Genomic DNA, 23,932 nt, shown 5'->3' with positions numbered 1-23,932 from the left:
TCTAGAAGAGAAATGAAAGAATAAACGAAGTGAGTACCGATGCAACAATGGCTGCTGGCGCGGCATCGACTTTTACGGAAAATGACCTCAAAGGTCGCTATGCTACAGCTCTTTATGAATTGGCTGAAGAAGGGCGCGTTTTGAATGAAATCGTTAACGAAGTTGGCAGTCTGTTAAAAATCATCAATGAAAGCGAACTGTTAAGAGCGGTCTTAAAGAACCCTTCTTACGATACAGCACAAAGCCGTGAAATCATTGTTGGCACATTAAAGCAAGCTGGCTTTGGTCAGTTATTGCAAAATTTTGTTGGTGTAATTGCGAATAATCGCAGACTGGCCAACTTACAAGCCATTTTAATGGCCTTTTTTGCTTTGGTTAATCTTCGTCGTGGGTTGGCAGTGGCAGAAGTGATTACTGCCCATCCTTTGACAGACATTCAGCGTGCTCAGTTAAAAGATCGTTTAGCTCAAGCAGGTTATGAAAAAGTTAATCTTCAAGAACGTATTGATACAAAGTTACTAGGCGGCTTTGTCATACGTATTGGGGCTCAGCTCTATGATGCTAGCCTTAAATCTCGTCTTAATCGTCTACATAATGTTATGAAGGGAGCCGCGTGATGGAAATCCGTCCCGCAGAGATTTCGGACATCCTTAAAAAACAAATTGCGTCCTTTGATAAAGAGTCTAACGTTGAGGAAACAGGAATTGTTTTGTCTGTTGGTGACGGTATTGCATTGGTCTACGGCCTGCAAAATGTCATGGCAGGGGAACTTGTTTCTTTTTCAAATGGTAATTTAACTGGGATGGCCTTAAACTTGTCCAGTGACCATGTTGGTGTTGTTATTTTTGGTAGTGATACATTGGTTCGTGAAGGGGATACCGTTACTCGTACAAATCGAGTGGTGGATGTGCCTGTTGGTAAAGGGTTATTGGGGCGTGTTGTTGATGGTCTTGGTAATCCAATCGATGGTAAAGGGCCATTAAAGGACGTTGAACGTCGTTTGGCTGATGTCAAAGCACCAGGTATTATGCCACGACAATCCGTATGTGAATCCATGTTAACAGGGATTAAAGCCATTGATGCCTTGGTGCCTATTGGGCGTGGTCAGCGTGAATTAATTATTGGGGATCGTCAAACGGGTAAGTCAACTGTATTGATTGATACCATGATTGCGCAAAAGAAAATGAATGCGCAAAATGATCCAAAGAAAAGCCTTTATTGTATTTATGTAGCGATTGGTCAAAAACGCTCAACCGTTGCACAAGTTGTTCGCACCCTTGAAGAGCAAGGGGTGATGGATTATTGTATTGTTGTTGCTGCAACAGCATCTGATGCTGCGCCAATGCAATATATTGCACCTTATGCGGCAACTGCGATGGGTGAATATTTCCGTGATAATGGAATGCACGCGTTGATCAGCTATGATGATTTATCGAAACAAGCTGTCGCTTATCGTCAAATGTCTTTGTTGTTGCGTCGTCCACCTGGACGTGAAGCGTATCCTGGGGATGTGTTCTATTTGCATTCTCGTTTGTTGGAACGTTCTGCAAAAATGTCGGACGAACATGGTGGTGGCTCTTTGACCGCATTGCCTGTTATTGAAACGCAGGCTGGTGACGTATCTGCATATATTCCGACCAACGTGATTTCAATTACCGATGGTCAGGTTTTCTTGGAAACAGAATTATTCTATCGTGGTATTCGTCCAGCGGTTAACGTAGGGACATCAGTATCTCGTGTTGGTTCAGCTGCTCAAAGTAAAGCCATGAAACAAGTTGCGGGCAGTATTAAATTGGAATTGGCACAATATCGTGAAATGGAAGCGTTCTCTCAGTTTGCTTCTGATCTTGATGCTTCTACCCGTAAATTGTTGGAACGTGGTGCACGCTTGACAGAATTGTTAAAACAACCTCAGAATTCTCCATACACAATGGAAGAAGAAGTTGTTGTTTTATATGCTGGAACACGTGGATACACGGATGAAATCCCTGTAGATAAAATTGGTCATTTTGAACGTCAGTATATTGAAGTTATGCGTACTTCTGGTGCTGAGATTCTGAATGGAATCCGCGATGCAGCTCAGATAACGAAAGAGCTTGAAGAGAAATTAGCGGCATTCTTGAAAGATTTTGTTCTTAAGTTCAAAAAAGCTTAAGGGGCGTTATAATGGCTTCTTTAAAGGAATTGCGCGCTCGAATTAATAGCGTTAAATCGACTAAAAAGATTACCAGTGCGATGAAAATGGTCGCAGCTGCAAAAATGCATCGCGCTGAAAAACGCTCACGTCAAGCTCAACCTTTTGCGACAGCGATGCAACGTATCTTGGTTAATTTAAAAGAATCTCTTGGTGATCGCCCTGGTTTGCCACCTTTGATGGCAGGAACAGGAAAACAAGATGTTCATTTAATTATTCCTATGAGCAGTGATCGTGGTTTGGCAGGTGGTTTTAACGGAAACATTAATCGTACGACACGTAGTTTGATTGAACGTCTTCTTAAAGAAGGTAAAAAAGTCAAAGTTTGTCCAATTGGATTTAAAGCATATGTGTATTTTCGTGGGGAATATCCTGATTTGGTCGTTGGGCCAGAGGGGGGAACCCATCGTTTAGGAAATGTATCCTTTGAAACTGCTGAACAAATGGCAAGTTATATTGAAACCTTGTTAGAAGATCAGCAATTCGATGTTTGCACTGTTGTTTATAACCAGTTTAAAAATGTGATGTTGCAAGTTCCAACAGAGTTACAGTTGGTTCCTTTGAATATTGCGGTTAGCAGCAAAAAGACCGAAACATTGGATGATAAGTTGGCCGTTCAGAAAGAAGAGGTAAAGGCGGATTACATATTCGAACCTGAGGGTGAAGAGTTACTTCGTCGTTTATTACCTCAAAATTTACGTGTGCAGTTATTTGCAGCAATGTTGGAAACCAATGCTGGTGAACAAGGTGCGCGTATGACTGCGATGGACAGCGCGACACGCAATGCTGGTAAAGCAATTGATAAGTTAAGCCTGCACTACAACCGTACGCGTCAAGCAAACATTACGAATGAACTGTCTGAGGTTATATCAGGTGCAAATGCTGCCTGATTGTTATAATTATTCTGCTAGGAGCTGACCCTATTATGTCGGAAACCGCAATTGAAGAAAAAAACGCAGCACACACTGATTCATCAGCGGGGAATCAGGCTGCATCTAAAAGTAATTCTGTAGGTCGTGTCACCGAAATCAAAGGTGCTGTCGTCGATGTGCAATTCACAGGTGATCTGCCTTATATTCTAAACGCATTAACCTGTAAAATTGGTGATCGTACTTTGGTAATGGAAGTCGCCCAAGAAGTGGGTGACAATCAAGTTCGTTGTATTGCAATGGATTCCACAGACGGAATGGTTCGTGGAATGGAGGTTGTTGACACAGGCAACCAGATTCGTATGCCTGTTGGCAACGAAACATTGGGCCGTATCTTGAACGTTATTGGTGAACCTATTGATGAATTAGGTCCCGTTAACGCAAAACATTATTCATCCATTCATCGCGAAGCCCCTTCTTTTGAAGAACAAGGAGATGCAACAGAAATTCTGGAAACAGGAATTAAGGTTGTTGACTTGCTTTGCCCTTATTTGCGTGGGGGTAAGATTGGTTTGTTTGGTGGTGCTGGTGTTGGTAAAACCGTTTTGATTCAAGAGTTAATTAACAATATTGCAATGGGACACGGTGGTGTGTCAGTATTTGCGGGTGTTGGTGAAAGAACTCGTGAAGGTAACGACCTTTATCACGAAATGAAAGATGCCGGCGTTATTAAGGTTGACGGTAACAGCACTGAAGGCTCAAAAGTGGCCTTGGTTTATGGTCAAATGAATGAACCCCCTGGGGCACGTGCACGTGTTGCGTTATCTGGATTAACTGTTGCTGAACATTTCCGTGACGAAGCAGGACAAGATGTTTTGTTCTTTGTGGACAATATCTTCCGTTTTACCCAGGCTGGTTCTGAAGTTTCTGCATTGTTAGGTCGTATTCCATCAGCCGTGGGGTATCAACCTACCTTGGCAACCGAAATGGGAAATTTGCAAGAGCGTATTACTTCAACGAAAAAAGGATCTATTACGTCTGTGCAAGCAATTTATGTGCCTGCTGATGACTTGACCGATCCTGCACCTGCAACAACGTTTGCGCATTTGGACGCGACAACAGTGTTGAATCGTTCTATCGCTGAGCTTGGAATTTATCCCGCTGTGGATCCATTGGATTCTACCTCTCGTTCTTTGGACCCACGCATCGTTGGTGAAGAACATTACGAAGTGGCTCGTAAAGTGCAACAGATTTTACAAAACTATAAATCATTGCAAGATATCATTGCCATTTTGGGTATGGATGAATTATCTGAGGAAGATAAAAAAGTCGTTTCTCGTGCACGTCGTATTCAACGTTTCTTGTCGCAACCTTTCCACGTCGCTGAAGTCTTCACAGGGATGTCTGGTAAATTGGTTCCTGTTAAGGATACCGTACGTTCCTTTAAAGAAATTGTTGACGGTAAGCATGATGATCTGCCAGAAGCAGCATTTTATATGGTTGGCACCATAGATGAAGCTGTTGCAAAAGCAGAGAAAATGAAACAAGAAGGCAAATAAGCGTCTATATGGCTGTAAAGGAAGGCAGTAATGTCGATACAACTTGAAATTATCAGTCCAGAGGAAGTTGTCCTTTCTCAGAACGTCGATATGGCTGTTTTACCCGGTTTAGAAGGTGATATTGCTGCAATGGAAGGTCATGCACCGATGATCTTCCTACTTCGTGGGGGTGTGATTAACCTCTATGAAGGCGATAAAATTACGCAAAGTTTCTTTGTTGAAGGTGGTTTTGCCGAAATGAAGGAAACACAATGCACAGTACTTGCCAAGGAAGTAACAAAGCTTGATGCGCTTTCTGAAGAAAAAGTACGCCAGCGTTTGGCTACTTTAGAGGAAAGCTATAAAGAGGCTGCTAAGGGTAAAGATGCTGATAAACAGCGCGAGCTTATTGAAGATATACAAGGAGCTCGGGTAATGTTAGAATTGGCTACTTCTGAAAAGAAATAGCCAAGATATTATGGAGGGGGATAGGAACTATCTTCCTCTATAGGATGGGACTTCCTGTTTGGGGATCCAAACATGCTTGGGTGGGTTATCTGTTTGCCAAAAGACATCGATTGGCATTCCCCCCCTGGGATACCAATATCCCCCAATTCTTAACCATTTTGGTTTAAGCAATTTTACCAAGGTTGCACCAATTTCAACGGTACATGCTTCGTGAAATGCACCATGGTTTCGAAAACTGGATAGATAAAGTTTTAATGATTTGCTTTCTACAATCCATTTCCCTGGAATATAATCAATTACAAGATGTGCAAAATCAGGTTGTCCAGTAATCGGACACAAGGACGTAAATTCGGGCGCAGTAAAGCGCACAGTATAGTCATATTCTTGATAAGGGGCAGGAACACGTTCCAACTTGGCGTCCTGTGGGGATTGAGGCAGAGGGGTGTTTTGCCCTAATTGTGTTAGATGTTCTTTTAAATCAGATTTATTAGACATTTTTTTTCAATATAATAATGGAAAGACTGTAGTATTTTGCTGAAGACGTAATATATTATTATCAATAGGTGTATCCTTGCTTTGATATTATTGAATTATGCTTGCTTGTGCAAGAAAAGGCTCGGTTGATGTTTACCCAAGAGGAAAAAGAAAAAGCAAAATATTTTAAATATGCTCTTCATCCCTTAAACGAAGTCGAACATTATTTAAATCCACGATATTTTTCAATGGTGGATACAGCAAGTCAATCAAACCAAAATTATCACGCTTTGGACAATATTCCTAAACATATCTGTCTTTTTTGGCACCAACGAAAATTACCCCAAGACGTAAAAGAATCAATTGATAAGATCAAACGATATAATTCTGCATATCACGTGACGCTGTTCAATTATGACAGTGCACATGCTTTTATTTACGAACATTATGGGGCTGAGTTAAGCGCTTTATTTGAACGGCGTTGTGTTCATCCCTCAATGCAGTCAGATTTATTTAGGATTTGTTATCTGCTACAAAAAGGGGGAATTTATGTAGATGTTGACATTGAATGTTATGCTTCATTAGATCTTACCTTTCCTGTTGCTGAGTTTGGGTGTCTTTTGTTTTATAGTCGAGGCAAACCCTGTTGTATTGACAATGACTTTATTGTTTGCGCACCACAAAACGAGATTATCGCTGCGATATTGCAAAAAATGCAATCACATTTGACTGCTGAACGCAGTTTTGCCAACGTTTGGGAATGCACAGGGCCAGGAGCGGTGAGTTTAGCAATTATGGAATTGTTGATGAACGCCATTATCAATGATTTGCCTAAAGGTTATGGATTGGGTCAGTTATTATTAGCGGATCATCAAGTTGCTATAAAAGCATATCGTCACGCAGAGTTAGGATATAAGCAAACACAAGAAGGAAATTGGCGGAGTTTTCAGTTCCCCAAACATTTATATCGATTATGAAACTATTTATTCTGTAGTAATTCCTAGCATATGATAAATTGCTGATGAAGTTTTTCTGAAATTCAATAATGTGAAGAATGAAAATTTCATATTTTAATATAGATATAATTTTGAAGGTTAAAGAGGGGACGGGCTGATGGGGCCAGCAAAAATTAATACTGGTGGAGGGCATTTAGTGTGGAAATTGACCCAATATCTCAAGGCAGGTCACTTTTCTTTAGTTAGCGATGAGACGCCTCCAACGATCACCAATAAAATCCCTCATAACATTCCAAAAAAGATTATTATGTTTTGGCATGATAAAAATCCACCCCATGATGTTCAAGTATCAATAGAGAAAATCAAACAAAATAATGTGGGATATCAAACCATTCTTTTTGACGCTGAAATGGCACGTGATTATATTTATGATCATTATGGTGCAACATTGTGTAATCTTTATGATAGACGTTGTATACATAAAGCGATGCAAGCGGATTTTTTTCGAATTTGCTATTTGTTAGGAGAAGGAGGGATATATACGGATATAGACATTGATTGTCATGCTAGTTTGGATAATATTTGTAATTTTCAGGATTTCGGTTGTTTTTTGCTTTACACTTTCGGCAGTCCCAGTTGCATTGATAATGATTTTATAGTTTGTGAGCCTAATAGTCCTATCATATTGTCTGTCCTTAACCAGATACAGGTACACTTAACAACACCACAGCGTTTTACAAACGTATGGGAATATACGGGACCTGCTGCCGTTACGATAGGTACTATGAGGTTGTTATTTGAACAAATTGCGTATCACGGGAATATAGAGTATTTTAAAAAGCACTTGAAAATAGGAGAGAGATTTTTAACTGCACGTGCATTTCATGGTGCTACATTTGAATATAAAAATACTTCTGAAGGTAATTGGAAAAAATATAGACTTCCAAGTAAACTATATGAACTATAATAAATATATATGAGTAATTTACAGAAATTTTCACAACCTGTGATGATAACAGATAATGCATCATTGCAGTCAATGGTGACTTCCTTATTAACAGAAAAGTTCGTTACAATAGATACTGAGTTTGTTAGGGAACGGACTTATTGGCCAGAGTTATGTTTGGTGCAAATTGCAGGTGCAGGATCTGTTTATATACTGGATGCATTGGCAGAAGATATCGATTTGTCGCTGTTGGTACCGTTATTATCAGCCCCAACCGTTGTTAAGGTGTTTCACGCAGCGCAACAGGATTTAGAAATTTTCTTGCACTTATTTAATATTTTACCAGCACCTATTTTTGATACGCAAATTGCTGCCATGGTGGCAGGGTTTGGTAATCAAATCGGATATGATAGTTTGGTCGAATCGTTGTTAGGGCATAATATCGATAAATCTCACCGTTTTAGTGATTGGTCAATGCGTCCATTGACCGAAGCTCAGCAGAGTTACGCGGCGGCTGATGTTACGTATTTGTGGGATGTTTATCTTGTTTTACAAAAACAATTACAGCAAACGAATCGCTTGGAATGGGTTGCAGCTGAAATGGAAACCTTGTCGGATCCCGTTTTCTTTTTGCCCCCTTTGGAAAAAATTTGGAAACGACTGCGTCCACGAACTCATAATCGGCGTTTATTAGGTTGCTTATATGCCGTTATTCAATGGAGAGAGCAAGAGGCCCAGCGATTGAATATTCCCAGACAGCATTTGGTGCGTGACGAAAGTATTTTGGCAATTTCCGCAGCTTTACCTGACAATATTAAGGCGTTAAGCCGTGTTCGTGGAATATCTCAGGGCTTTGCAGATAGTAAAGAAGGGTTATCTTTAATAGCTGTGATCAAACAGGTTAAAAATACCCCTGTGGAAGAACTTCCTTTACCAGTTACGATCAAAGTAGAAAAAGCAAAACCTTCGGAAGCACTAGTTATGTTGTTGAAAGTGTTATTGCAAGCCAAATGTGAGACCTATAAGGTTGCGCCAAAACTGGTTGCCAGTAGTAAAGATATCGAAAAACTAGCGATGGGAGAGCGGAAATTATCTGTACTGTCAGGATGGCGTAAGGAGGTATTTGGTCAGGATGCGGTCGATTTATGTGACGGGCATTTGACTTTAGGTATTCGTAATCAGAAAATAGAATTCATAAAGCATTAGTGTATTAAATACTTTATGATGATTGGATTCTAGGTGATAATTAATTAACTGCGTTTAAAAAGGAAATGAGGTAACAGAGTTTATGGAGTGGAATGAAGAAATTGTTGCTCGGTTGCGTGAGCTATGGGCACAAGGGCTATCAACTGCTGAAATTGGGCGGCAACTAAACGTTACAAAGAATGCAGTTGTTGGCAAAGCACATCGTTTAGGATTAGAGGGTAGACCATCACCGATTCGGAGATCTGCTGCTAAGAAAGAAAAAACACCTGCTAAAACCGAGGTAAAGCCTGAAAATACTGTAACGAAAGCCATCAAAGAGCCCAAAGCAAAAGTTGCAGAAAAGCCAAAAGATCAAATTGTACATGTTGAAACGCCATCGCCACAAAAGGAAACAGTTAAAGAAAACGATATCTTAGCTGGGATGCCAAAGGTTGAGATTAAGCCTAGAAAAACAAAGATAGAATTTATGACGCCAGCAGAGTTACCTAAAAGGCGTTCAAATTCAGAATGTTGTTGGCCAATTGGCGATCCTGGGACGAAAGATTTTCACTTTTGTGGGGCACAGGCGATCCCTGGTAAACCTTATTGTCTAGAACATGTACAAATTGCTTATGTAAAGTTGAGAGACCGCAAAAACAACGTGGCTTGAAATTTGATATTCGCTTTTAAAAGGTTCAAAGTATAGATCTCTTAATATAAAAATATTAAGAGATTTTTCTTTATAGTGTTTCCGATGTATCGCTGGTATTTAACAATGTATCTGCCAGAGAAGTATCGCTTTTCTCTGTTGTTGGTTGGGATGGTTCAGAAGGGGTGGTTGGTTGTTTAAGCTTATCAGCGGTAATCATTTCAATTTGCCCAGTGATTTGTCCACCATCTTCAACCTTTAAGCGTCTACATTTTGCCTTGCCTAGTAAACGTCCTGTCGCAGTAACAGTCAGGTTACCTTGGGCTACAATATTCCCTTCTAATATTCCTGTAATTTCAACATCTTGGGAATCTACTTCACCGCGAAATGTGCCATTTCTTTGTATAAGCAGTTTTTTAGTTTTGATCATGCTTGTTTCAACAACACCTTCAACAACCAAAGTTTCGATATCTTCAAGTGTTCCTTGTATTTTGATTCCTGAACTGACGACTAAGGTTCTGCGGTGGGCTGCGGTATCATGATGGGTTGAGTTGCTCATATTCAAAGATCGATCTGAATTTGTTAAAAGAGTATTACGATTAATAAGTTTTTTCTCCAAGACTGGGGGTAAATTATTTGACATAGAGGTAGAGCCTTCATCATGATTAAAGAAGAGAAAGAAGATGTGATTTAATTATAAAATCTTAACTTTTGTATAGTTTATTAAGGTTAAAATTGTAAATCACCATTAATAAATATATGAGATAATGTTACTAATTATGATTTATAAGAACTTATTAAGAAACTGCAAGCGAAAGATGAGATAAACAATTTTATAAGATTTTTTGCAGGAAAAAAGTATTTAAGTCGAAAAAACGTGTTTATTTTTATAAATATGAACGGAGTACAGGGATAGATGAGAAGTTTTAGAGAATTATTGGGACATAAAAAGGGGGACGATGCTGAATTTGATATTGTCGGCATTGGTAATGCCATTGTTGATATTTTGGTGCAGGTCGATTCGGATTTTTTGGAAAAGCAAGGTATGGTGCCTGGGACTATGGCATTAATTGATGCTAAACGCGCACAAGAATTAAAAGGATTAATTAAACCTGAAAAACAAATGAGCGGTGGATCTGTTGCTAATACTTGTTTTGTTGCTGCATTAATGGGTGCAAAAACTGCCTATTTGGGCAAGGTAGCTGATGATAGTTTGGGTAAACGTTTTGGCGAAGATATTCGTCAAGGGGGTGTTTATTTTCCTTCCAAGCCGTTAAAAACGCGCATTCATCCAGATCTATATACTGCTCGTTCAATTATATTTGTAACCTCTGATGGTCAACGTACAATGAACACGTATCTAGGGGCTTGCACTCAGTTTCAACCAGAAGATGTTATTGAAGATGTGATCAGTGCTGCTAAAGTAACATTTCTAGAGGGGTATCTGTTTGATGGGGAATTAGCACAGAAAGCTTTTTATTTAGCCGCAGATATCGCCCACAAAGCTGGGAAAAAGGTAGCGTTAAGTTTATCTGATCCCTTTTGTGTTAAAAGACATTTAGCACGATTTAAAGATTTTGTATCTTCTCGTGTTGATATGGTATTTGCTAATGAACTTGAAATTTGTGCATTATACGAAACGGAAGATTTCGAAAGTGCAGTTACACAAGCTGTCCAAGATGCTTCAATTGTTGTCGTGACACGGGGTGAAAAAGGCAGTGTTATTTTAGCCAATGGCGAGCGGATAGAAGTTGCTTGTGTCCCAACAGTTGTAGTAGATACAACAGGGGCAGGGGATGCTTATGTTGCAGGGTTTTTAGCTGGATGGACAACGGAACGATCTTTTGCTGAATGTGGACGCTTGGGCAGTGTCGTCGCCGCAGAGGTTATCTCTCATTTTGGTGCGCGACCTTTGCCAGAATTGAAAGAAGTTATGAACTTCTAAAATAAAGTTACCTTTTATGAAATATTAATGAGGTAATTTAAGAAAAGTAATCTATATCTTGGAAATGGGATATAAGAATTTAATATTGTTGGAGAAAATAGAGTATTATGGAAATCCGTAACATTGCCATTATTGCGCACGTTGACCATGGCAAGACAACCTTAGTGGACCAATTATTACAACAGTCAGGAACATTTCGTGAAAATCAACACGTTGTTGAACGCGCGATGGACAGTAATGATTTGGAACGTGAACGTGGTATTACAATTTTGGCAAAATGTACATCAGTTGTTTGGAATGATGTACGGATTAATATTATTGATACCCCAGGCCATGCTGATTTTGGTGGTGAAGTCGAACGTATTTTGTCGATGGTTGACGGTGCAGTTGTGCTTGTTGATGCTGCTGAAGGGGCTCTACCACAAACAAAATTCGTAGTTGCCAAAGCATTAAAGCGGGGTCTGCGTCCAATTGTTGTGGTAAATAAAGTTGATCGTTCCGATGCACGGGCTGATGAAGTGCATGACGAAGTTTTCGATCTATTTGCAGCACAAGGTGCCAGTGATGAGCAACTGGATTTTCCAATGTTGTATGCTTCTGGTCGTCAAGGATGGGCTGATTATGTTGTTGAGGGGCATAAAGAAGATTTGAGCGCGTTATTTGATTTAATTGTCAAGCACGTGCCTGCACCAAATGTGAATAAAGATGCACCTTTTGCAATGGTCGCTAGTATATTAGAATCTGATAATTTTTTGGGTCGTATTCTAACAGGACGTGTTGAACAAGGAACTGCCAAAGTCAATATGCCAGTACGTGCATTACGGATGGATGGTACTGTTGTGGAAACAGCGCGTGTTAGTAAATTATTGGCTTTTCGTGGTTTGGAACGTGTTCCCGTTGATGAAGTTCAAGCAGGCGATATTGTTGCGATTGCTGGTCTTTCTGAGGCAACAGTCTCTGAAACCATTGCTGCCCCTGAAGTTACCGAAGCCCTTCATGCTGAACCAATTGATCCTCCAACTTTGTCGATGACCTTTCGTATTAACGACGGTCCTTTAGGGGGACGTGAAGGGAAAAAAGTAACATCTCGTCAGATTCGTGAACGGTTGTTCCGTGAGGTGGAAAGCAACGTTGCAATTAAAGTAACAGATAGTAATGAAACCGATGCATTCGAAGTTGCTGGACGTGGAGAGTTACAATTAGGCGTGTTGATTGAAACCATGCGCCGTGAAGGATTCGAATTAACCATTGGTCGCCCCAAGGTACTGACACGCATTAATGAAGAAACAGGCGAAAAAGAAGAACCATACGAAGAAGTGTTGGTTGACGTAGATGAACCTTATTCTGGGGTTGTTGTTGAAAAATTGTCTTTGCGTAAAGGGGTAATGCAAGACATGAATCCATCTGGTGGTGGCAAGGTACGTTTGACCTTTGCGATTCCATCACGGGGATTAATTGGATATCATAGCGAATTTTTAACGGATACGCGCGGCACGGGAATCATGAACCGCTTATTCTCTGGTTATGGTCCGTGGGCTGGTGCGATTGCTGGTCGTCGTAATGGTTCTTTGATTTCTGCCGAAGATGGGGTTGCTGTTCAATATTCCTTATTTTCTTTACAAGATCGTGGAACTTTATTCGTCAGTCCTGGTGAAAAGGTTTATGTAGGTATGATTCTTGGTGAACATTCTCGTGAAAATGATTTGGATGTTAATCCTGTCAGAGAAAAGAAGTTAACCAATATTCGTGCTGCAGGTAAAGATGAAGCTTTGTTATTAACCCCCCCTCGTAAGATGAGTTTGGAACAAGCAATTGCGTATATTGAAGATGATGAATTGGTAGAAGTAACACCTTCAGCTGTTCGTATTCGTAAATTATATTTAGATCCACATGAACGTAAGCGTCATTCAAGACAAAAAAATGATTAATCTTTGTAACTAAATGTAAAAGCCACCCTAGTTGAATTTAGGGTGGCTTTTTTTTGTAACAAATTGTATAATGGGTAAGACAGTATATTTGCTGCATTTTTTGAAATTATGACAAAAAGATGCATTTTAGTTGCCCAGTCATACCAGTGATTTGGATCAAAATAAGGCAAACTTGTAACAAATTGCAAAAAAGATCAAATTAAAATGTAAGACACGACGAAAATCGTATGCTAGGTTTTACTCATATCGGATAAAACAACTTTCGATGAACTTCTTACATAGTTTTTCAGTTTGGTGATTAAAAATGAAATTATTTTCTAGCCTTTCAGCTGTTCTTTCAACAGCAGCAGTATTAGCTTTCGCAGCTCCTGCTTTTGCACAAGATGCACCTCCTCCACCTCCTCCATCAGCTTCTGCACCTGCACCACAAGGCCCACAAGCTGGTCCACAAGGTCCAGAAGGTCAAGGTCCTGCTGCTCATCATGGTAAAAAAGGCTCACACCAAGGTAAAAAAGCTCACCATGGTAAAAAAGCTCACCATGGTAAAAAAGCTCATCATGGTAAAAAAGCTTCAGCTCCAGAAGCAGCACCAGAAGCTCCAGAAGCTAACTAATTATCGATACTCTTAAGAGTATTAGGAAGGGGAAACGATTGGATGATCGTTTCCCCTTTTTGATGTGTTTACTATTGATTGTATTATATTGCTTTTGTGTTTAGAACTTTGATGAGATTATATTTTAACTTGTGTAAATTCGGTGATATCGATCACCTAAAGCAGTTAATATTTCGTAACTAATCGTGTCGATTGTTCTTGCAACATCATTAATAGAACACGATTTACCAATCAATTCAATTATATCGCCTGACTGTATACTATTTTCAGGCAAGTTGGTAACATCAACACATAACGAATCCATTGATATTCTGCCCAGTAATGGTAGGGGGATCTCAGGATATTTTGGGCTTCTGGCTTGTAATTTCGGGCTAAGAGATCGGAAAAAACCATCCGCATAGCCAATTGAAAGGGTAGCAATTTTCATAGGGCAAGGGGCAACAAATGTGGCACCATATCCTATAAAATCCCCTGTGTTAATGGATCGTGTTTGTAAGATTTTTCCTTGTAATGTAACAACAGCACGCATTGGATTAGGAGCATTTGGAGTTGGGTTCCCACCATATAAAGCAATACCTGGACGGACCAAGTCGAAATGAAAATCCTTGCCTAGAAATATCCCGCTAGAGGCCGATAAACTGGCAGTGGTACAGGGAATTAATGCTTTTAGGGTATTGAATCTTGTTAATTGCTGTTGATTGGCAGGATGGTCGGGGGTGTCAGCACAGGCAAGATGACTCATGGCAAGACAAGGGCGAAAGAAATCCCAAGAAATTTGGGATAGTTGTGCTAATTCATCTTGCCCGATGCCAAATCTTGACATTCCCGTATCAAATTGTACTGCTGCTGGATGGTTCTTTCTTTGATGATTACAAAGTTGTGACCATGATTTTAACTGCTGGATATCGTTTAAAATAGGGGTTAAACGATTTTGGATAAATAATGCCTCTTGGTTTGGAATGAAGCCGTGCAAAATATAAATGGTACATTCTGCATTTAACACGCTTCTTAAGGCAATTCCTTCGTCAAGATGGGCAACAAAAAAGTGACGACATCCAGCCTTATATAAAGCTTTGGCCACTTCGACCATGCCAAGTCCATATGCATCTGCTTTGACCACCCCACCACATTGTGCAGGGGCGACTTTGCTTTGTAAATAAAGATAGTTTTGCGTAATAGCAGATAAATCAATATGAACTTCTGCCCCAGCCCTGTGGGTGAAGAGTTGGGGGTCAATAGACATATAGGGATTAGACATATAATATGCTTTCAGGCAAAATTATTTGCTAGGAATTCCTTGGGTCGTGGAATGTTCAAAATGCAATGCCATATCTGGATACACAACAGAATAGGCCGCATGAGCTGCCATTGCACCTTCGCTGAAACCTTGCAAGATTAGTTTTAATTTACCAGGATAGGTGGAAACGTCGCCAATCGCGTAAATCCCCTCTTTGTTGCTTTGGCATGTTGAAGGGGTGACGGGTATTCTGCCTTGGTGGGTTTCAATGCCCCACGATTCTAATGGCCCCAAGTTGGTGGTTAGTCCAAAAAAGGCCAGTAAATGATCAGCTTTTAACGTTTTAACCACACCGTCCATTGAAATCACATCGATGCTATTTAAGCCGTTATGATCGCCATTTAATTGGTGTAATTGATAAGGAACCATTTTATGAATTTTTTGTTCAGTGATGGCACAATCTAGACGGCATAAACTTTCTGGTGCAGCACGAAAACGATCCCTGCGGTGAATGAGGGTAATAGATTTGGCTTTGTTTTTTAAAGCCAAAGCCCAGTCTACCGCCGAATCACCACCCCCAGCAATAACAATGTCTTTGTCTTTAAATTGGTCACTATATCTGATGTAGTAATGAACATTCCCATAACGTTCGTAAAGTTCAATATTTTCTAAAGGTGGGCGATTGGGACCAAAAGAACCCGCGCCAGCCGCAATAATAACCGCTTTGGCGTGAATTTGATCGCCTTTATGGGTAGTAAGGATAAAATTACCCTTTTCCCCTCGCAGTTCTGTTACGGTTTTAGATAATAAACGTGGCACAGAAAAGGGTGCAATTTGTTTTTCTAAAGAGTCGATTAACTCTTGAGCTGTAATCTTGGGAAGAGCTGGGATATCGTAAATCGGTTTTTCAGGGTATAAAGCAGAACATTGTCCCCCGACGTGATCCAATGTATCAATTAATACGCAGTTCATTTTTAACATGCTGCATTCAAACGCAGCAAACAGTCCAGTTGGACCTGCACCAATAATAGCAACATCAGTCGAGATAGAGGATTTTGTCATAGCTTTTAATTCTTCACAAGTTAACAGACTGTAGATTGTAATTTACGGTTTTCAAAACGGAATATACTTTAGAATAAGAACTTTATAAACAGTCTACAGTTATAAAAATTTCGTTTACCGTAGGATTTAACTTAAAACTCATGACATCTTTATTTTTTATGCGGGTTTAAAGAACCTTAATGTTTCAATTTTGTTACGTTTTGGATACGGGGCGTTGAAAGCAATCTGAACCGAATAAAAATATAAGTAGTAATATTTTAATTAACTTGTTCAAAAAATCATTTGATAATCAGTATTATTTATATGTCATAACTATTGGTAGGTGTTTGTTTAATTTTCCACTATATATAGCTAATATAATTACAATATAAGATAAGAAAGTGGTCACTTAAATGGATCAATTAACGTATTCCTTGCCTGATTTACAAGCAACCGAAGCGTTGGCCAAACGAATTGCCCCTCATGTTCAGTGTCAAGATTCTATTTTGTTGTTTGGTGCGTTGGGGGTGGGTAAAACCGCTTTGGCTAGGGCATTGTTACGCTCAATTTGCCAAGATCCACAAATGGAAGTTCCCAGCCCATCTTTTACCCTCGTGCAAGTTTATGAATCCCCTAAATTTTATTTGTACCACTATGATTTATGGCGATTAGAGGGGGCAGATGAGATAATAGAGTTAGATTGGGAAGATGCAACAGAAGGGGTCGTTATTGTCGAGTGGCCAGAACGTTTAGGTGACTTAACCCCTTCCGATAGTCTTGAAATTCATTTATCCATTCAATCAGATACGATACGTATTGCACATTTAAAAGGTTGGGGCGATCGTCTTAGATTATTATAAGGTAAGGAAATGAAACTAATTTCTATACCGTTCAATATGCCAGTTTTAAGGCTGGTAGCCATGCGATGGATGGACGAAATTAATAATCGACTAGATGTTCAGCATCACGGAATGATTATTGTCCCCAATCAACGAACCGCCAAGGCATTAATTGAGACTTTCTTGCAAGTAACTCAAGGAAAACCAGTTTTATTGCCCAGAATTGTATCCATGGGTGCCATTGATGAATCGGCTTTGGTATTAAGAGGCGACAGTAATCTGACCTTACCCCCCGCGGTTGATCCAATAAAACGTCTATCAATTTTAACATTGTTGATCAGACAAATGGATACAACTTTAGATCATCAAGAGCAGGCGGGGGAAGCATGGAAATTGGCAACCTCATTGGCAGAATTAATGGACGAGGCTGAATGGGCGGACTGTTCGTTACAAGAGTCTTTGCCAAAGGCCGTGGATGGGGAATATGCACAACATTGGCAACATATTTTGAAATTTTTAAGCATTATTACCGATATCTGGCCACAATGGTTGGCGGATAATAATGTTATGAATCCCGTAGCCAGAAAGGTTGCACTGATAAGGGAACAAGCTCAATTTTGGCGAACGGCTGGTAATGATGAACCGGTTTGGGCAGTGGGGTTTATTGATGCCCGTCCAGCAGTGGTTGATTTGCTATCTGCGATTATTCATTTACCCAACGGGAAATTGATCATTTCAGGAATTCAAGATAATTTACCAGAAGCTATTTGGAATGATTTAGACCTAACACATCCTTACGCTGAAATGGCTAAAATGCTGATTAGGCTTGGGATAAAGCGCAAAGATTTTCAGTTATGGAATGATCCACACCTCAAGACAGTAAATATGGAACGTGTGCATGTGTTTCAACAAATGCTTTTACCCGCAGAATTATTGGATCATTGGCTAAATGATCGTAACAAGGTTTGTTTACCACATTGTTTTTTTTCAGAACCGATTGATCAGCAACAAGAAGCAGTATCGATTGCGTTGATGATTCGAGATGGTCTGGAAAACCCCGAAAAAAGAATCGCACTAGTTACCCCAGATCGAAATTTGGCAATGCGTGTTGCTTTGGAACTAGGACGCTGGGGGGTTATTGCCGACGACAGTGCTGGTGAACCTTTATACAAAACCCCAGGTGCAATATTGTTAAGTTTGCTATTACGTGCCTGTATAGAACGGTTTACCCCTGTTGCTTTATTATCTTTATTGAAACATCCCTTGATTTGTTGTGGATATGCTCAGTCTGAATGCCGCAAATTAACGCGTTTGTTAGAAGTAAACGTGTTACGACAATTTGCAGCGTCGGGATTATCCACAATCAGATATGCAATTCAGCAAAAATGGAATGATCTGGGAGGGATGCAAGGCATTAAAGGTGAGGGAAATATTGCTGATTTTTTAGAGAATACTCAAGATATTTTAAATCTAATATTTGTATTAGAGGATTTATCAGTCCCTTTAACCCAAGGTGCTAAGAAACGATCTTTGGATCAGTGGGTTATTACATTGGTTGAATGTATAGAAGCACTGACCTCTAACAGTGAGCATGCAGGTGAAGAGGCATTATGGTCGGCAGAAGAAGGGAATGCCCTGGCTGAACATTTGCGTAATTTGATAGCAGAGGCACAGCTGTTATCCGAAATTACATTGCAAGAGTTTGAAAGTATTCTAAACGCATCTTATACGGGAATTATTGTTCACACTCGCCGGGTCTTAAGGGGGCGCAAAGATCAGGTATTACATCCAAGAGTATATATCTGGGGATTGATTGAGGCCCGATTGCAAGCGGTCGATATGGTTATTTTGGGTGGTTTAGCTGAAGGCGTATGGCCGCCTGTCATTGATTCTGGCCCGTGGTTAAGTCGGCCAATGCGTAATAAAATGGGTATCCCCCTACCAGATGCAGAGGTTGGCAGGGCTGCGTATGACTTTATGTTAACGTGCTGTTCAGTTCCAGAAATTGTTTTATCCGTTCCTTTACGCAGGGATAATGCGCCCGTGGTTCCATCGCGATGGGTTACACGGTTAAAAGCATGGTTAAAGGGCAGACAAAGCATTATTCCTTACCATCCTGCCCTAGAATGGGCACGTATGTTGGATCATCCATCAGGTGCATCACAACCTGTTACCCCACCGCAGCCTAAACCTCCATTGTCCTGGCGACCAACGACCATGTCTATTACAGATGTCGAATATTGGTTGAAAGATCCATATGAGATTTATGCAAAACGTATTTTGAAGTTACGAAAAATCGTTGGATTGGAAGAAGATCGTTCGGCCAGTATTTTTGGTAATGTCGTGCATGAAGGATTAAAACAAGCTTACGAAGAGCGGCAATGGGATTTAAAAAAAGTAGAGATGTGCTTGTTACAAGCTTTGCAGGCAAGACAGGATATTGTGCCATCTTTGCAAAAATGGTGGCGGGCGCGGTTGTTGCGTATTGCAAAATGGGTTTTTGAAACTGAACAACAAAGGCGGACACAGGGGGCTTATGGTAAAACTTATTGTGAAATCAAAGGACAATATGATTTCTACCAAGAAACAGGTCAGTCCTTTACATTACGAGGGATTGCCGATCGAATTGATTTGAATCGGGATGGTTCAGTAAATATTTTTGATTATAAAACTGGGAATGCCCCGTCCATTACCCAAGTAGAAGGTGGGCATGCCCCCCAATTACCCTTAGAGGCGGCAATGGCTTATCGTGGGGCGTTTGGGCGGGAATTATCGCAAAAGCCTATTACCCAGCTTTATTATTGGAAATTAAAAGGGGGAATTGATAATGATCAACAAGTTGGTATTCCCAGAAGACTAGCCTCAGATTGCATAGATAACGCAGTTTTCGAACTGATGGATCGGTATTGGCAGTCTTTGATTCGGTTAATTGAATTATATCGTCATGAACAACAACCTTATTTATCAAGACCCCGCCCTTATTTATTTGATCATTCCACGGGGGGTGGGGTGCCTCGCTTTGGGGATTATGCCCATTTGGCACGGGTGTTAGAGTGGGGATCAACTTCGGAAGGTGAGTAATCATCATGCTTAACAAGTCATTAGGGATTACCCCTGTTGATGAGGCCAATGAACAACAACGTTTAGCTGCAACCCCTGAAATATCAGTGTTTGTTTCAGCATCTGCAGGCAGTGGTAAAACAAAATTGTTGGTTGATCGATTGTTGCGGTTGATGCTGCCCCGTTTGGGTAAAGATGGCAAAATCCACCCAGGAACCCATCCACAACGAATTCAATGTTTAACATATTCCAAAGCTGCCGCTGCTGAAATGGCAATTCGTTTACAACGTAAACTGAGTGAATGGGTTGGGTATTCTGATCCTGAGTTGGACGAGGCATTGCAGGATTTACAAATCTCACCAGATGATACCATGCGCAAAGCGGCACGTGCTTTATTTGCCCAAGTTTTGGATCTGCCTGGTGGTATGCGTATTGAAACCAATCATGCCTTTTGTCAGTCGATCTTACGCCGTTTTCCCCTTGAAGCAGAAATTAACCCCCAATTTAAAGTAATTGAAGAAGGGGATAATATTCTTATTTTTAAGCGTGCTTTTGATGAAAAAATAGATGAAGCATCCTCCAGTGATGTAGAGTTTCTAAGTCCTGCAGTAAGCAGTCAGAATTTTTTAGAAATATTACAGGAATTACAGCAATTTCAGCGATTTTTACCTCCTCTTTTTCACTTGATTGACCATCAAGAATTTGCCCCTTATTTACAAAAATTATTGCGTCTGCCTTGTGCCACTAAGGCAGAATATTTGTATATGGTCTGTAATGAATGGCGTGACGAGGAACAATTTAGATCTTGTTTGAACCAAGCCGTATCTGCAGATAGCAAAACCTTAAAACGATTGGGTGAGACGGCACTGACATGGTTAAATTATGACACACAGCAACGCTGCGAGCGTTGGAACGATCTAGTTTATTGTTTTTTAACCCAAGAAAAAAAACTTAGAAGTATTAAAGGTACCAAAACAGATAACCCTGAAATTGCAGACTATTTAAAATCGCAAGGTGAATATATTCTTGAAGTCTTGGATCATCTGAATAGTTATTTAGTTTACGATTATACCCTTGCCTTGTTTCGTGTGTTCACCCCAATTTGGAAACGATATCAGGAAATTAAACGCACACAAGGCGCCCTATACTATAATGACCTTATTGTTTCTACCCTAACCTTATTAGATGATCCAGGGGCTGCGTGGGTATTATATAAACTGGACGGCGGATTGGATCATATATTGCTAGATGAGGTGCAAGACAACTCTGCCGAACAATGGAAGATTGCAGCTGATTTATCGAACGAGTTTTTTTCAGGTATTGGTTCAGATGACCATTTGCCCCATCCTAGAACGGTCTTTGCTGTTGGGGATTACAAACAATCAATTTATTCGTTTCAAGGGGCAAAACCACAGGAATTTTTATTTTGGCACAAAGATTTTCGGCAAAAGGTACTTGATGCGGGCCAGTTATGGCGTGATCCGCAATTGCGTGTCTCCTTTCGATCCAGCCAAGTGATTTTGGATTTTGTTGATCAAGTCTTTTCCCCTCATCAAGGATTAAAAGGCCTGACGGGGAATTACGATCAGTCTGGAAATATCGAACTTATAACCCATCGATCTGCTAAGACAGATGCCCCAGGTCGGGTGGACATTTGGCCCCTTGTTCAGGTTGATTCAGCTGATACAGAAGAGGAAATGGAACTATGGCAACCCTTGAAAGAAAATCAAACATATTTAAGTGCTGAATTAATATTGGCTGACAGTTTGGCTGAATGGATTAAAAATCAAATCGGCAAGATTCCCTCTTATGGGGGGGCACCTATTGTAGCAGGGGATATTTTAATCCTTATTCGTAAGCGGTCAAATTTTTCCAAGGCTCTTATTCGTTCTTTGAAATCTAAAAATATACCTTTGGCCAATTTGGTTCGGACACAATTATTGGATCAACTTGCGGTGCAGGATCTGCTTATTTTGTGTGAAATCTTGTTATTACCCCAAGATGACTTAGCATTGGCATGTGTTTTAAAATCTCCATTGGGTGGACTAGACGACGAGAGCTTGATGCAACTTGCCGCTCCTAGACGAGAGGGGCAGAGTTTATGGGGGGCATTATATTTACGACACAAAGAGCGACCAGAATGGTTAAAAGTCTGGAAAATGTTATCCAGTCTTTTTTTGCGCATTGATTATGTTACCCCCTATGCTTTGCTGGTCGAGATTTTAGGTGAGCATCATGGGCGTGCAAAGTTATTAGCACGACTGGGGGGGGAGGCAGTAGAAGCCATTGATGAGTTATTATCCCAAGCCTTGCAATACGAAAATTTACATACCCCGTCCTTACAAGGGTTCTTATACTGGTTAAAACAGTCCGAACGGATGATTAAGAATGAAGCTGAAACAAATTTGGACATGGTGCGAATTATGACGGTTCACGGGGCCAAGGGGTTGCAAGGTCGTTTAGTTATTTTACCAGATACGATGAATGTTGCATCACCCCGGGGCGGCTTTCAGGTAAAAAATATTTTGGCATGGAAAGAGGACTTGCAACAAGGGTTAATGGTTCCTTTATATGTTCCTAGAAAACAGTTCGATTTGGTCGAAAATGCATCATATCGCGAAGATAGGAAACAAACAGAAGAAGAGGAAAGTAATCGTTTGCTCTACGTCGCATTGACCCGGGCCAGTGAGTGGTTACTGATTTGTGGTTGGCAAAAACCATCGAACCATGACAAAAGCATTGATGAACTTCCCCAAGGGAATTGGTATAAACATAGTTTTTATGCCATTCGACAATTAAATGCACAACGTCAATCATTTATCGGCGAATGGTCTGGAGATCATTGGTGGGTTGAGCAGGGGCAGCCGCAAGTTTTACAAAAAGAGAAAGTAGCAGAGAAAGAAAATAATATAAATCCTGTAAGCTTTCCGCAATGGATGGGGCGTGATAAAGGGTGGATAGCACGATCCTTGCCATCAGAAGATCGTTCAGCGACGGCACATTTAACCCCCAGTCGCCCAGATGGAGTCGAATTTGGAGAGTTACCTTCGGTTGTTTCCCCTTTGCAAACGAAGGTTGAGAAAGATCCTTTGCAACGTGGAAAATTGGTTCATCAGCTTTTACAATATTTACCTGACTGCCCTCATGAAAAGCGATATTCAATTGCTTTGCGCTGGTTACAACAATTGCAGAATAATTATTCCACAGCAGAGATAGAGCGATTGGTTCAACAAGTGCTTAGAACGATGGAGCACCCAGATCTACAATTATTATTTGATTCGAAAAGTTTGGTTGAGCAACCCATAGTTGGTCAAATTCATGATGTTGTCATCACTGGACAGGTTGATCGAATGCGAATTCTTGATAATCAGATTATCTTTTGTGATTTTAAATCGGGTCGTAGGATTCCCAAGAGTGTTGAAGAGGTACCTATAACGTATTTAAAACAAATGGCAGCATATTGGGCATTGCTGCGTTCGTTATATCCAAAACATCAAATTAAACCTTTAATTATTTGGACTGATATAACTAAAATAATGTTTTTACCTGAACATTTGATGATACAATATTGCCCAGAGAGAAAAGAGAACCTTTCTTGATTTTAGTGAAACGAATATTATCTATAGTTTGAGAATGGTTATTATATTGAAAAGGAATCATTATGGGTAATTTTACCAAAGCGGTAACAGACGCTACTTTTGAACAAGATGTTTTACAATCACAAGAACCTGTTTTGGTTGATTTTTGGGCAGAATGGTGCGGACCATGTAAAATGGTTGGCCCGATTTTGGAAGATCTAGCACAGGAATTTCAAGGCAAGCTAACAATTGCCAAAGTAAACGTAGAGGATAGTCCCAAAGCACCAACAGATTTTGGAGTAAGGGGCATTCCTACGATGATATTATTTAAAAATGGCCAACCTGTTGCCACCAAGGTTGGGGCTTTACCCAAAGAAAAGCTGAAAGCATGGATTGAAGGTGCTTTGTAGAG

20 protein-coding genes are annotated in these 23,932 nt (G+C 40.3%); 16 read left to right on the top strand and 4 right to left on the bottom strand.

Going from position 1 to position 23,932, the window contains the following annotated elements; translation table 11 throughout:
- Positions 1-47: 47 nt before the first annotated feature.
- Genes atpH through atpC form a run of 5 tightly spaced genes read left to right on the top strand, consistent with a single transcriptional unit; the run spans position 48 to position 5,069 of the window.
- Positions 48-617: an ATP synthase F1 subunit delta gene (gene atpH, locus QJV27_RS06310; protein ID WP_281448984.1), complete on the top strand. Its 570-nt coding sequence runs from the start codon at positions 48-50 to the stop codon at positions 615-617.
- Positions 617-2,155, top strand: coding sequence for a F0F1 ATP synthase subunit alpha (atpA, locus tag QJV27_RS06305; protein WP_281448101.1), 1,539 nt, complete (start codon positions 617-619; stop codon positions 2,153-2,155). Before atpH ends, atpA begins: the two co-directional genes overlap by 1 nt.
- An 11-nt stretch (positions 2,156-2,166) precedes the next feature.
- On the top strand, positions 2,167-3,084 hold the full coding sequence (locus QJV27_RS06300; RefSeq protein ID WP_281448100.1) for a F0F1 ATP synthase subunit gamma: 918 nt from the start codon (positions 2,167-2,169) through the stop codon (positions 3,082-3,084).
- Between the two features lie 35 nt (positions 3,085-3,119).
- Complete coding sequence (gene atpD, locus QJV27_RS06295; protein WP_281448099.1) at positions 3,120-4,622, top strand: F0F1 ATP synthase subunit beta; 1,503 nt, start codon at positions 3,120-3,122, stop codon at positions 4,620-4,622.
- A 30-nt stretch (positions 4,623-4,652) separates the two neighbouring features.
- Positions 4,653-5,069, top strand: a complete 417-nt coding sequence (atpC, locus tag QJV27_RS06290) for an ATP synthase F1 subunit epsilon (protein ID WP_281448098.1) — start codon at positions 4,653-4,655, stop codon at positions 5,067-5,069.
- 27 nt (positions 5,070-5,096) lie between these two features.
- On the opposite strand, the gene queF is transcribed toward atpC, so the two are convergent.
- Entirely contained in the window at positions 5,097-5,564 is a 468-nt protein-coding gene (queF, locus tag QJV27_RS06285; protein ID WP_281448097.1) for a preQ(1) synthase, read from the bottom strand.
- 128 nt (positions 5,565-5,692) lie between these two features.
- Between queF and QJV27_RS06280 the strand changes: the two genes are divergently transcribed.
- The 4 genes from QJV27_RS06280 to QJV27_RS06265 all read left to right on the top strand — a co-directional run bounded on the left by QJV27_RS06280 (position 5,693) and on the right by QJV27_RS06265 (position 9,300).
- Positions 5,693-6,520: a glycosyltransferase family 32 protein gene (locus QJV27_RS06280; RefSeq protein WP_281448096.1), complete on the top strand. Its 828-nt coding sequence runs from the start codon at positions 5,693-5,695 to the stop codon at positions 6,518-6,520.
- 136 nt (positions 6,521-6,656) lie between these two features.
- A complete protein-coding gene (locus QJV27_RS06275; RefSeq protein ID WP_281448095.1) occupies positions 6,657-7,466 on the top strand; it encodes a glycosyltransferase family 32 protein in 810 nt (269 codons plus the stop codon).
- A 9-nt stretch (positions 7,467-7,475) separates the two neighbouring features.
- Positions 7,476-8,651: a ribonuclease D gene (gene rnd / locus QJV27_RS06270; RefSeq protein WP_281448094.1), complete on the top strand. Its 1,176-nt coding sequence runs from the start codon at positions 7,476-7,478 to the stop codon at positions 8,649-8,651.
- A gap of 82 nt (positions 8,652-8,733) precedes the next feature.
- Positions 8,734-9,300, top strand: a complete 567-nt coding sequence (locus QJV27_RS06265) for a GcrA family cell cycle regulator (protein WP_281448093.1) — start codon at positions 8,734-8,736, stop codon at positions 9,298-9,300.
- Positions 9,301-9,370: 70 nt separating this feature from the next.
- Here QJV27_RS06265 and QJV27_RS06260 read toward each other — a convergent pair whose 3' ends face one another.
- On the bottom strand, positions 9,371-9,922 hold the full coding sequence (locus QJV27_RS06260; protein ID WP_281448092.1) for a bactofilin family protein: 552 nt from the start codon (positions 9,920-9,922) through the stop codon (positions 9,371-9,373).
- A 273-nt stretch (positions 9,923-10,195) separates the two neighbouring features.
- Between QJV27_RS06260 and QJV27_RS06255 the strand changes: the two genes are divergently transcribed.
- From QJV27_RS06255 to QJV27_RS06245, 3 genes are all read left to right on the top strand, one after another.
- Positions 10,196-11,224, top strand: coding sequence for an adenosine kinase (locus QJV27_RS06255; protein ID WP_281448091.1), 1,029 nt, complete (start codon positions 10,196-10,198; stop codon positions 11,222-11,224).
- A 107-nt stretch (positions 11,225-11,331) separates the two neighbouring features.
- Positions 11,332-13,152, top strand: a complete 1,821-nt coding sequence (typA, locus tag QJV27_RS06250; protein WP_281448090.1) for a translational GTPase TypA — start codon at positions 11,332-11,334, stop codon at positions 13,150-13,152.
- Between the two features lie 304 nt (positions 13,153-13,456).
- A complete protein-coding gene (locus QJV27_RS06245) occupies positions 13,457-13,765 on the top strand; it encodes a hypothetical protein (protein WP_281448089.1) in 309 nt (102 codons plus the stop codon).
- Positions 13,766-13,889: 124 nt separating this feature from the next.
- On the opposite strand, the gene alr is transcribed toward QJV27_RS06245, so the two are convergent.
- Positions 13,890-15,023, bottom strand: a complete 1,134-nt coding sequence (alr, locus tag QJV27_RS06240) for an alanine racemase (protein WP_281448088.1) — start codon at positions 15,021-15,023, stop codon at positions 13,890-13,892.
- Between the two features lie 21 nt (positions 15,024-15,044).
- The gene (locus QJV27_RS06235; protein ID WP_281448087.1) at positions 15,045-16,064 is read right to left on the bottom strand and encodes an NAD(P)/FAD-dependent oxidoreductase; all 1,020 of its coding nucleotides are present in this window, start codon (positions 16,062-16,064) and stop codon (positions 15,045-15,047) included.
- 392 nt (positions 16,065-16,456) lie between these two features.
- Between QJV27_RS06235 and tsaE the strand changes: the two genes are divergently transcribed.
- From tsaE to trxA, 4 genes are all read left to right on the top strand, one after another.
- On the top strand, positions 16,457-16,903 hold the full coding sequence (gene tsaE, locus QJV27_RS06230; RefSeq protein WP_281448086.1) for a tRNA (adenosine(37)-N6)-threonylcarbamoyltransferase complex ATPase subunit type 1 TsaE: 447 nt from the start codon (positions 16,457-16,459) through the stop codon (positions 16,901-16,903).
- A 9-nt stretch (positions 16,904-16,912) separates the two neighbouring features.
- Positions 16,913-19,963 carry a double-strand break repair protein AddB gene (gene addB / locus QJV27_RS06225; protein ID WP_281448085.1) on the top strand — a complete coding sequence of 1,017 codons (3,051 nt, stop codon included), beginning with the start codon at positions 16,913-16,915 and terminating at the stop codon, positions 19,961-19,963.
- 5 nt (positions 19,964-19,968) lie between these two features.
- Positions 19,969-23,541 carry a double-strand break repair helicase AddA gene (addA, locus tag QJV27_RS06220; RefSeq protein WP_281448084.1) on the top strand — a complete coding sequence of 1,191 codons (3,573 nt, stop codon included), beginning with the start codon at positions 19,969-19,971 and terminating at the stop codon, positions 23,539-23,541.
- Positions 23,542-23,603: 62 nt separating this feature from the next.
- Entirely contained in the window at positions 23,604-23,930 is a 327-nt protein-coding gene (gene trxA, locus QJV27_RS06215; RefSeq protein ID WP_281448083.1) for a thioredoxin, read from the top strand.
- Positions 23,931-23,932: the final 2 nt, after the last annotated feature.

The organism is Commensalibacter oyaizuii, assembly GCF_029953265.1.
In the GTDB taxonomy this organism is placed as follows: domain Bacteria; phylum Pseudomonadota; class Alphaproteobacteria; order Acetobacterales; family Acetobacteraceae; genus Commensalibacter; species Commensalibacter oyaizuii.
Note: the sequence above shows the minus strand (reverse complement) of the source record. Positions and strands in the feature narration are given on the sequence as shown.

What these genes read in the sequence shown, in the direction of transcription:
- addB (WP_281448085.1), top strand. Translation starts at nt 16,913, where the DNA reads ATGAAACTAATTTCTATACCGTTCAATATGCCAGTTTTAAGGCTGGTA.
- atpD (WP_281448099.1), top strand. Translation starts at nt 3,120, where the DNA reads ATGTCGGAAACCGCAATTGAAGAAAAAAACGCAGCACACACTGATTCA.
- rnd (WP_281448094.1), top strand. Translation starts at nt 7,476, where the DNA reads ATGAGTAATTTACAGAAATTTTCACAACCTGTGATGATAACAGATAAT.
- atpA (WP_281448101.1), top strand. Translation starts at nt 617, where the DNA reads ATGGAAATCCGTCCCGCAGAGATTTCGGACATCCTTAAAAAACAAATT.
- QJV27_RS06280 (WP_281448096.1), top strand. Translation starts at nt 5,693, where the DNA reads ATGTTTACCCAAGAGGAAAAAGAAAAAGCAAAATATTTTAAATATGCT.
- tsaE (WP_281448086.1), top strand. Translation starts at nt 16,457, where the DNA reads ATGGATCAATTAACGTATTCCTTGCCTGATTTACAAGCAACCGAAGCG.
- alr (WP_281448088.1), bottom strand. Translation starts at nt 15,023, where the DNA reads ATGTCTAATCCCTATATGTCTATTGACCCCCAACTCTTCACCCACAGG.
- trxA (WP_281448083.1), top strand. Translation starts at nt 23,604, where the DNA reads ATGGGTAATTTTACCAAAGCGGTAACAGACGCTACTTTTGAACAAGAT.
- QJV27_RS06245 (WP_281448089.1), top strand. Translation starts at nt 13,457, where the DNA reads ATGAAATTATTTTCTAGCCTTTCAGCTGTTCTTTCAACAGCAGCAGTA.
- typA (WP_281448090.1), top strand. Translation starts at nt 11,332, where the DNA reads ATGGAAATCCGTAACATTGCCATTATTGCGCACGTTGACCATGGCAAG.
- QJV27_RS06255 (WP_281448091.1), top strand. Translation starts at nt 10,196, where the DNA reads ATGAGAAGTTTTAGAGAATTATTGGGACATAAAAAGGGGGACGATGCT.
- queF (WP_281448097.1), bottom strand. Translation starts at nt 5,564, where the DNA reads ATGTCTAATAAATCTGATTTAAAAGAACATCTAACACAATTAGGGCAA.
- QJV27_RS06260 (WP_281448092.1), bottom strand. Translation starts at nt 9,922, where the DNA reads ATGTCAAATAATTTACCCCCAGTCTTGGAGAAAAAACTTATTAATCGT.
- QJV27_RS06275 (WP_281448095.1), top strand. Translation starts at nt 6,657, where the DNA reads ATGGGGCCAGCAAAAATTAATACTGGTGGAGGGCATTTAGTGTGGAAA.
- QJV27_RS06235 (WP_281448087.1), bottom strand. Translation starts at nt 16,064, where the DNA reads ATGACAAAATCCTCTATCTCGACTGATGTTGCTATTATTGGTGCAGGT.
- QJV27_RS06265 (WP_281448093.1), top strand. Translation starts at nt 8,734, where the DNA reads ATGGAGTGGAATGAAGAAATTGTTGCTCGGTTGCGTGAGCTATGGGCA.
- QJV27_RS06300 (WP_281448100.1), top strand. Translation starts at nt 2,167, where the DNA reads ATGGCTTCTTTAAAGGAATTGCGCGCTCGAATTAATAGCGTTAAATCG.
- atpH (WP_281448984.1), top strand. Translation starts at nt 48, where the DNA reads ATGGCTGCTGGCGCGGCATCGACTTTTACGGAAAATGACCTCAAAGGT.
- addA (WP_281448084.1), top strand. Translation starts at nt 19,969, where the DNA reads ATGCTTAACAAGTCATTAGGGATTACCCCTGTTGATGAGGCCAATGAA.
- atpC (WP_281448098.1), top strand. Translation starts at nt 4,653, where the DNA reads ATGTCGATACAACTTGAAATTATCAGTCCAGAGGAAGTTGTCCTTTCT.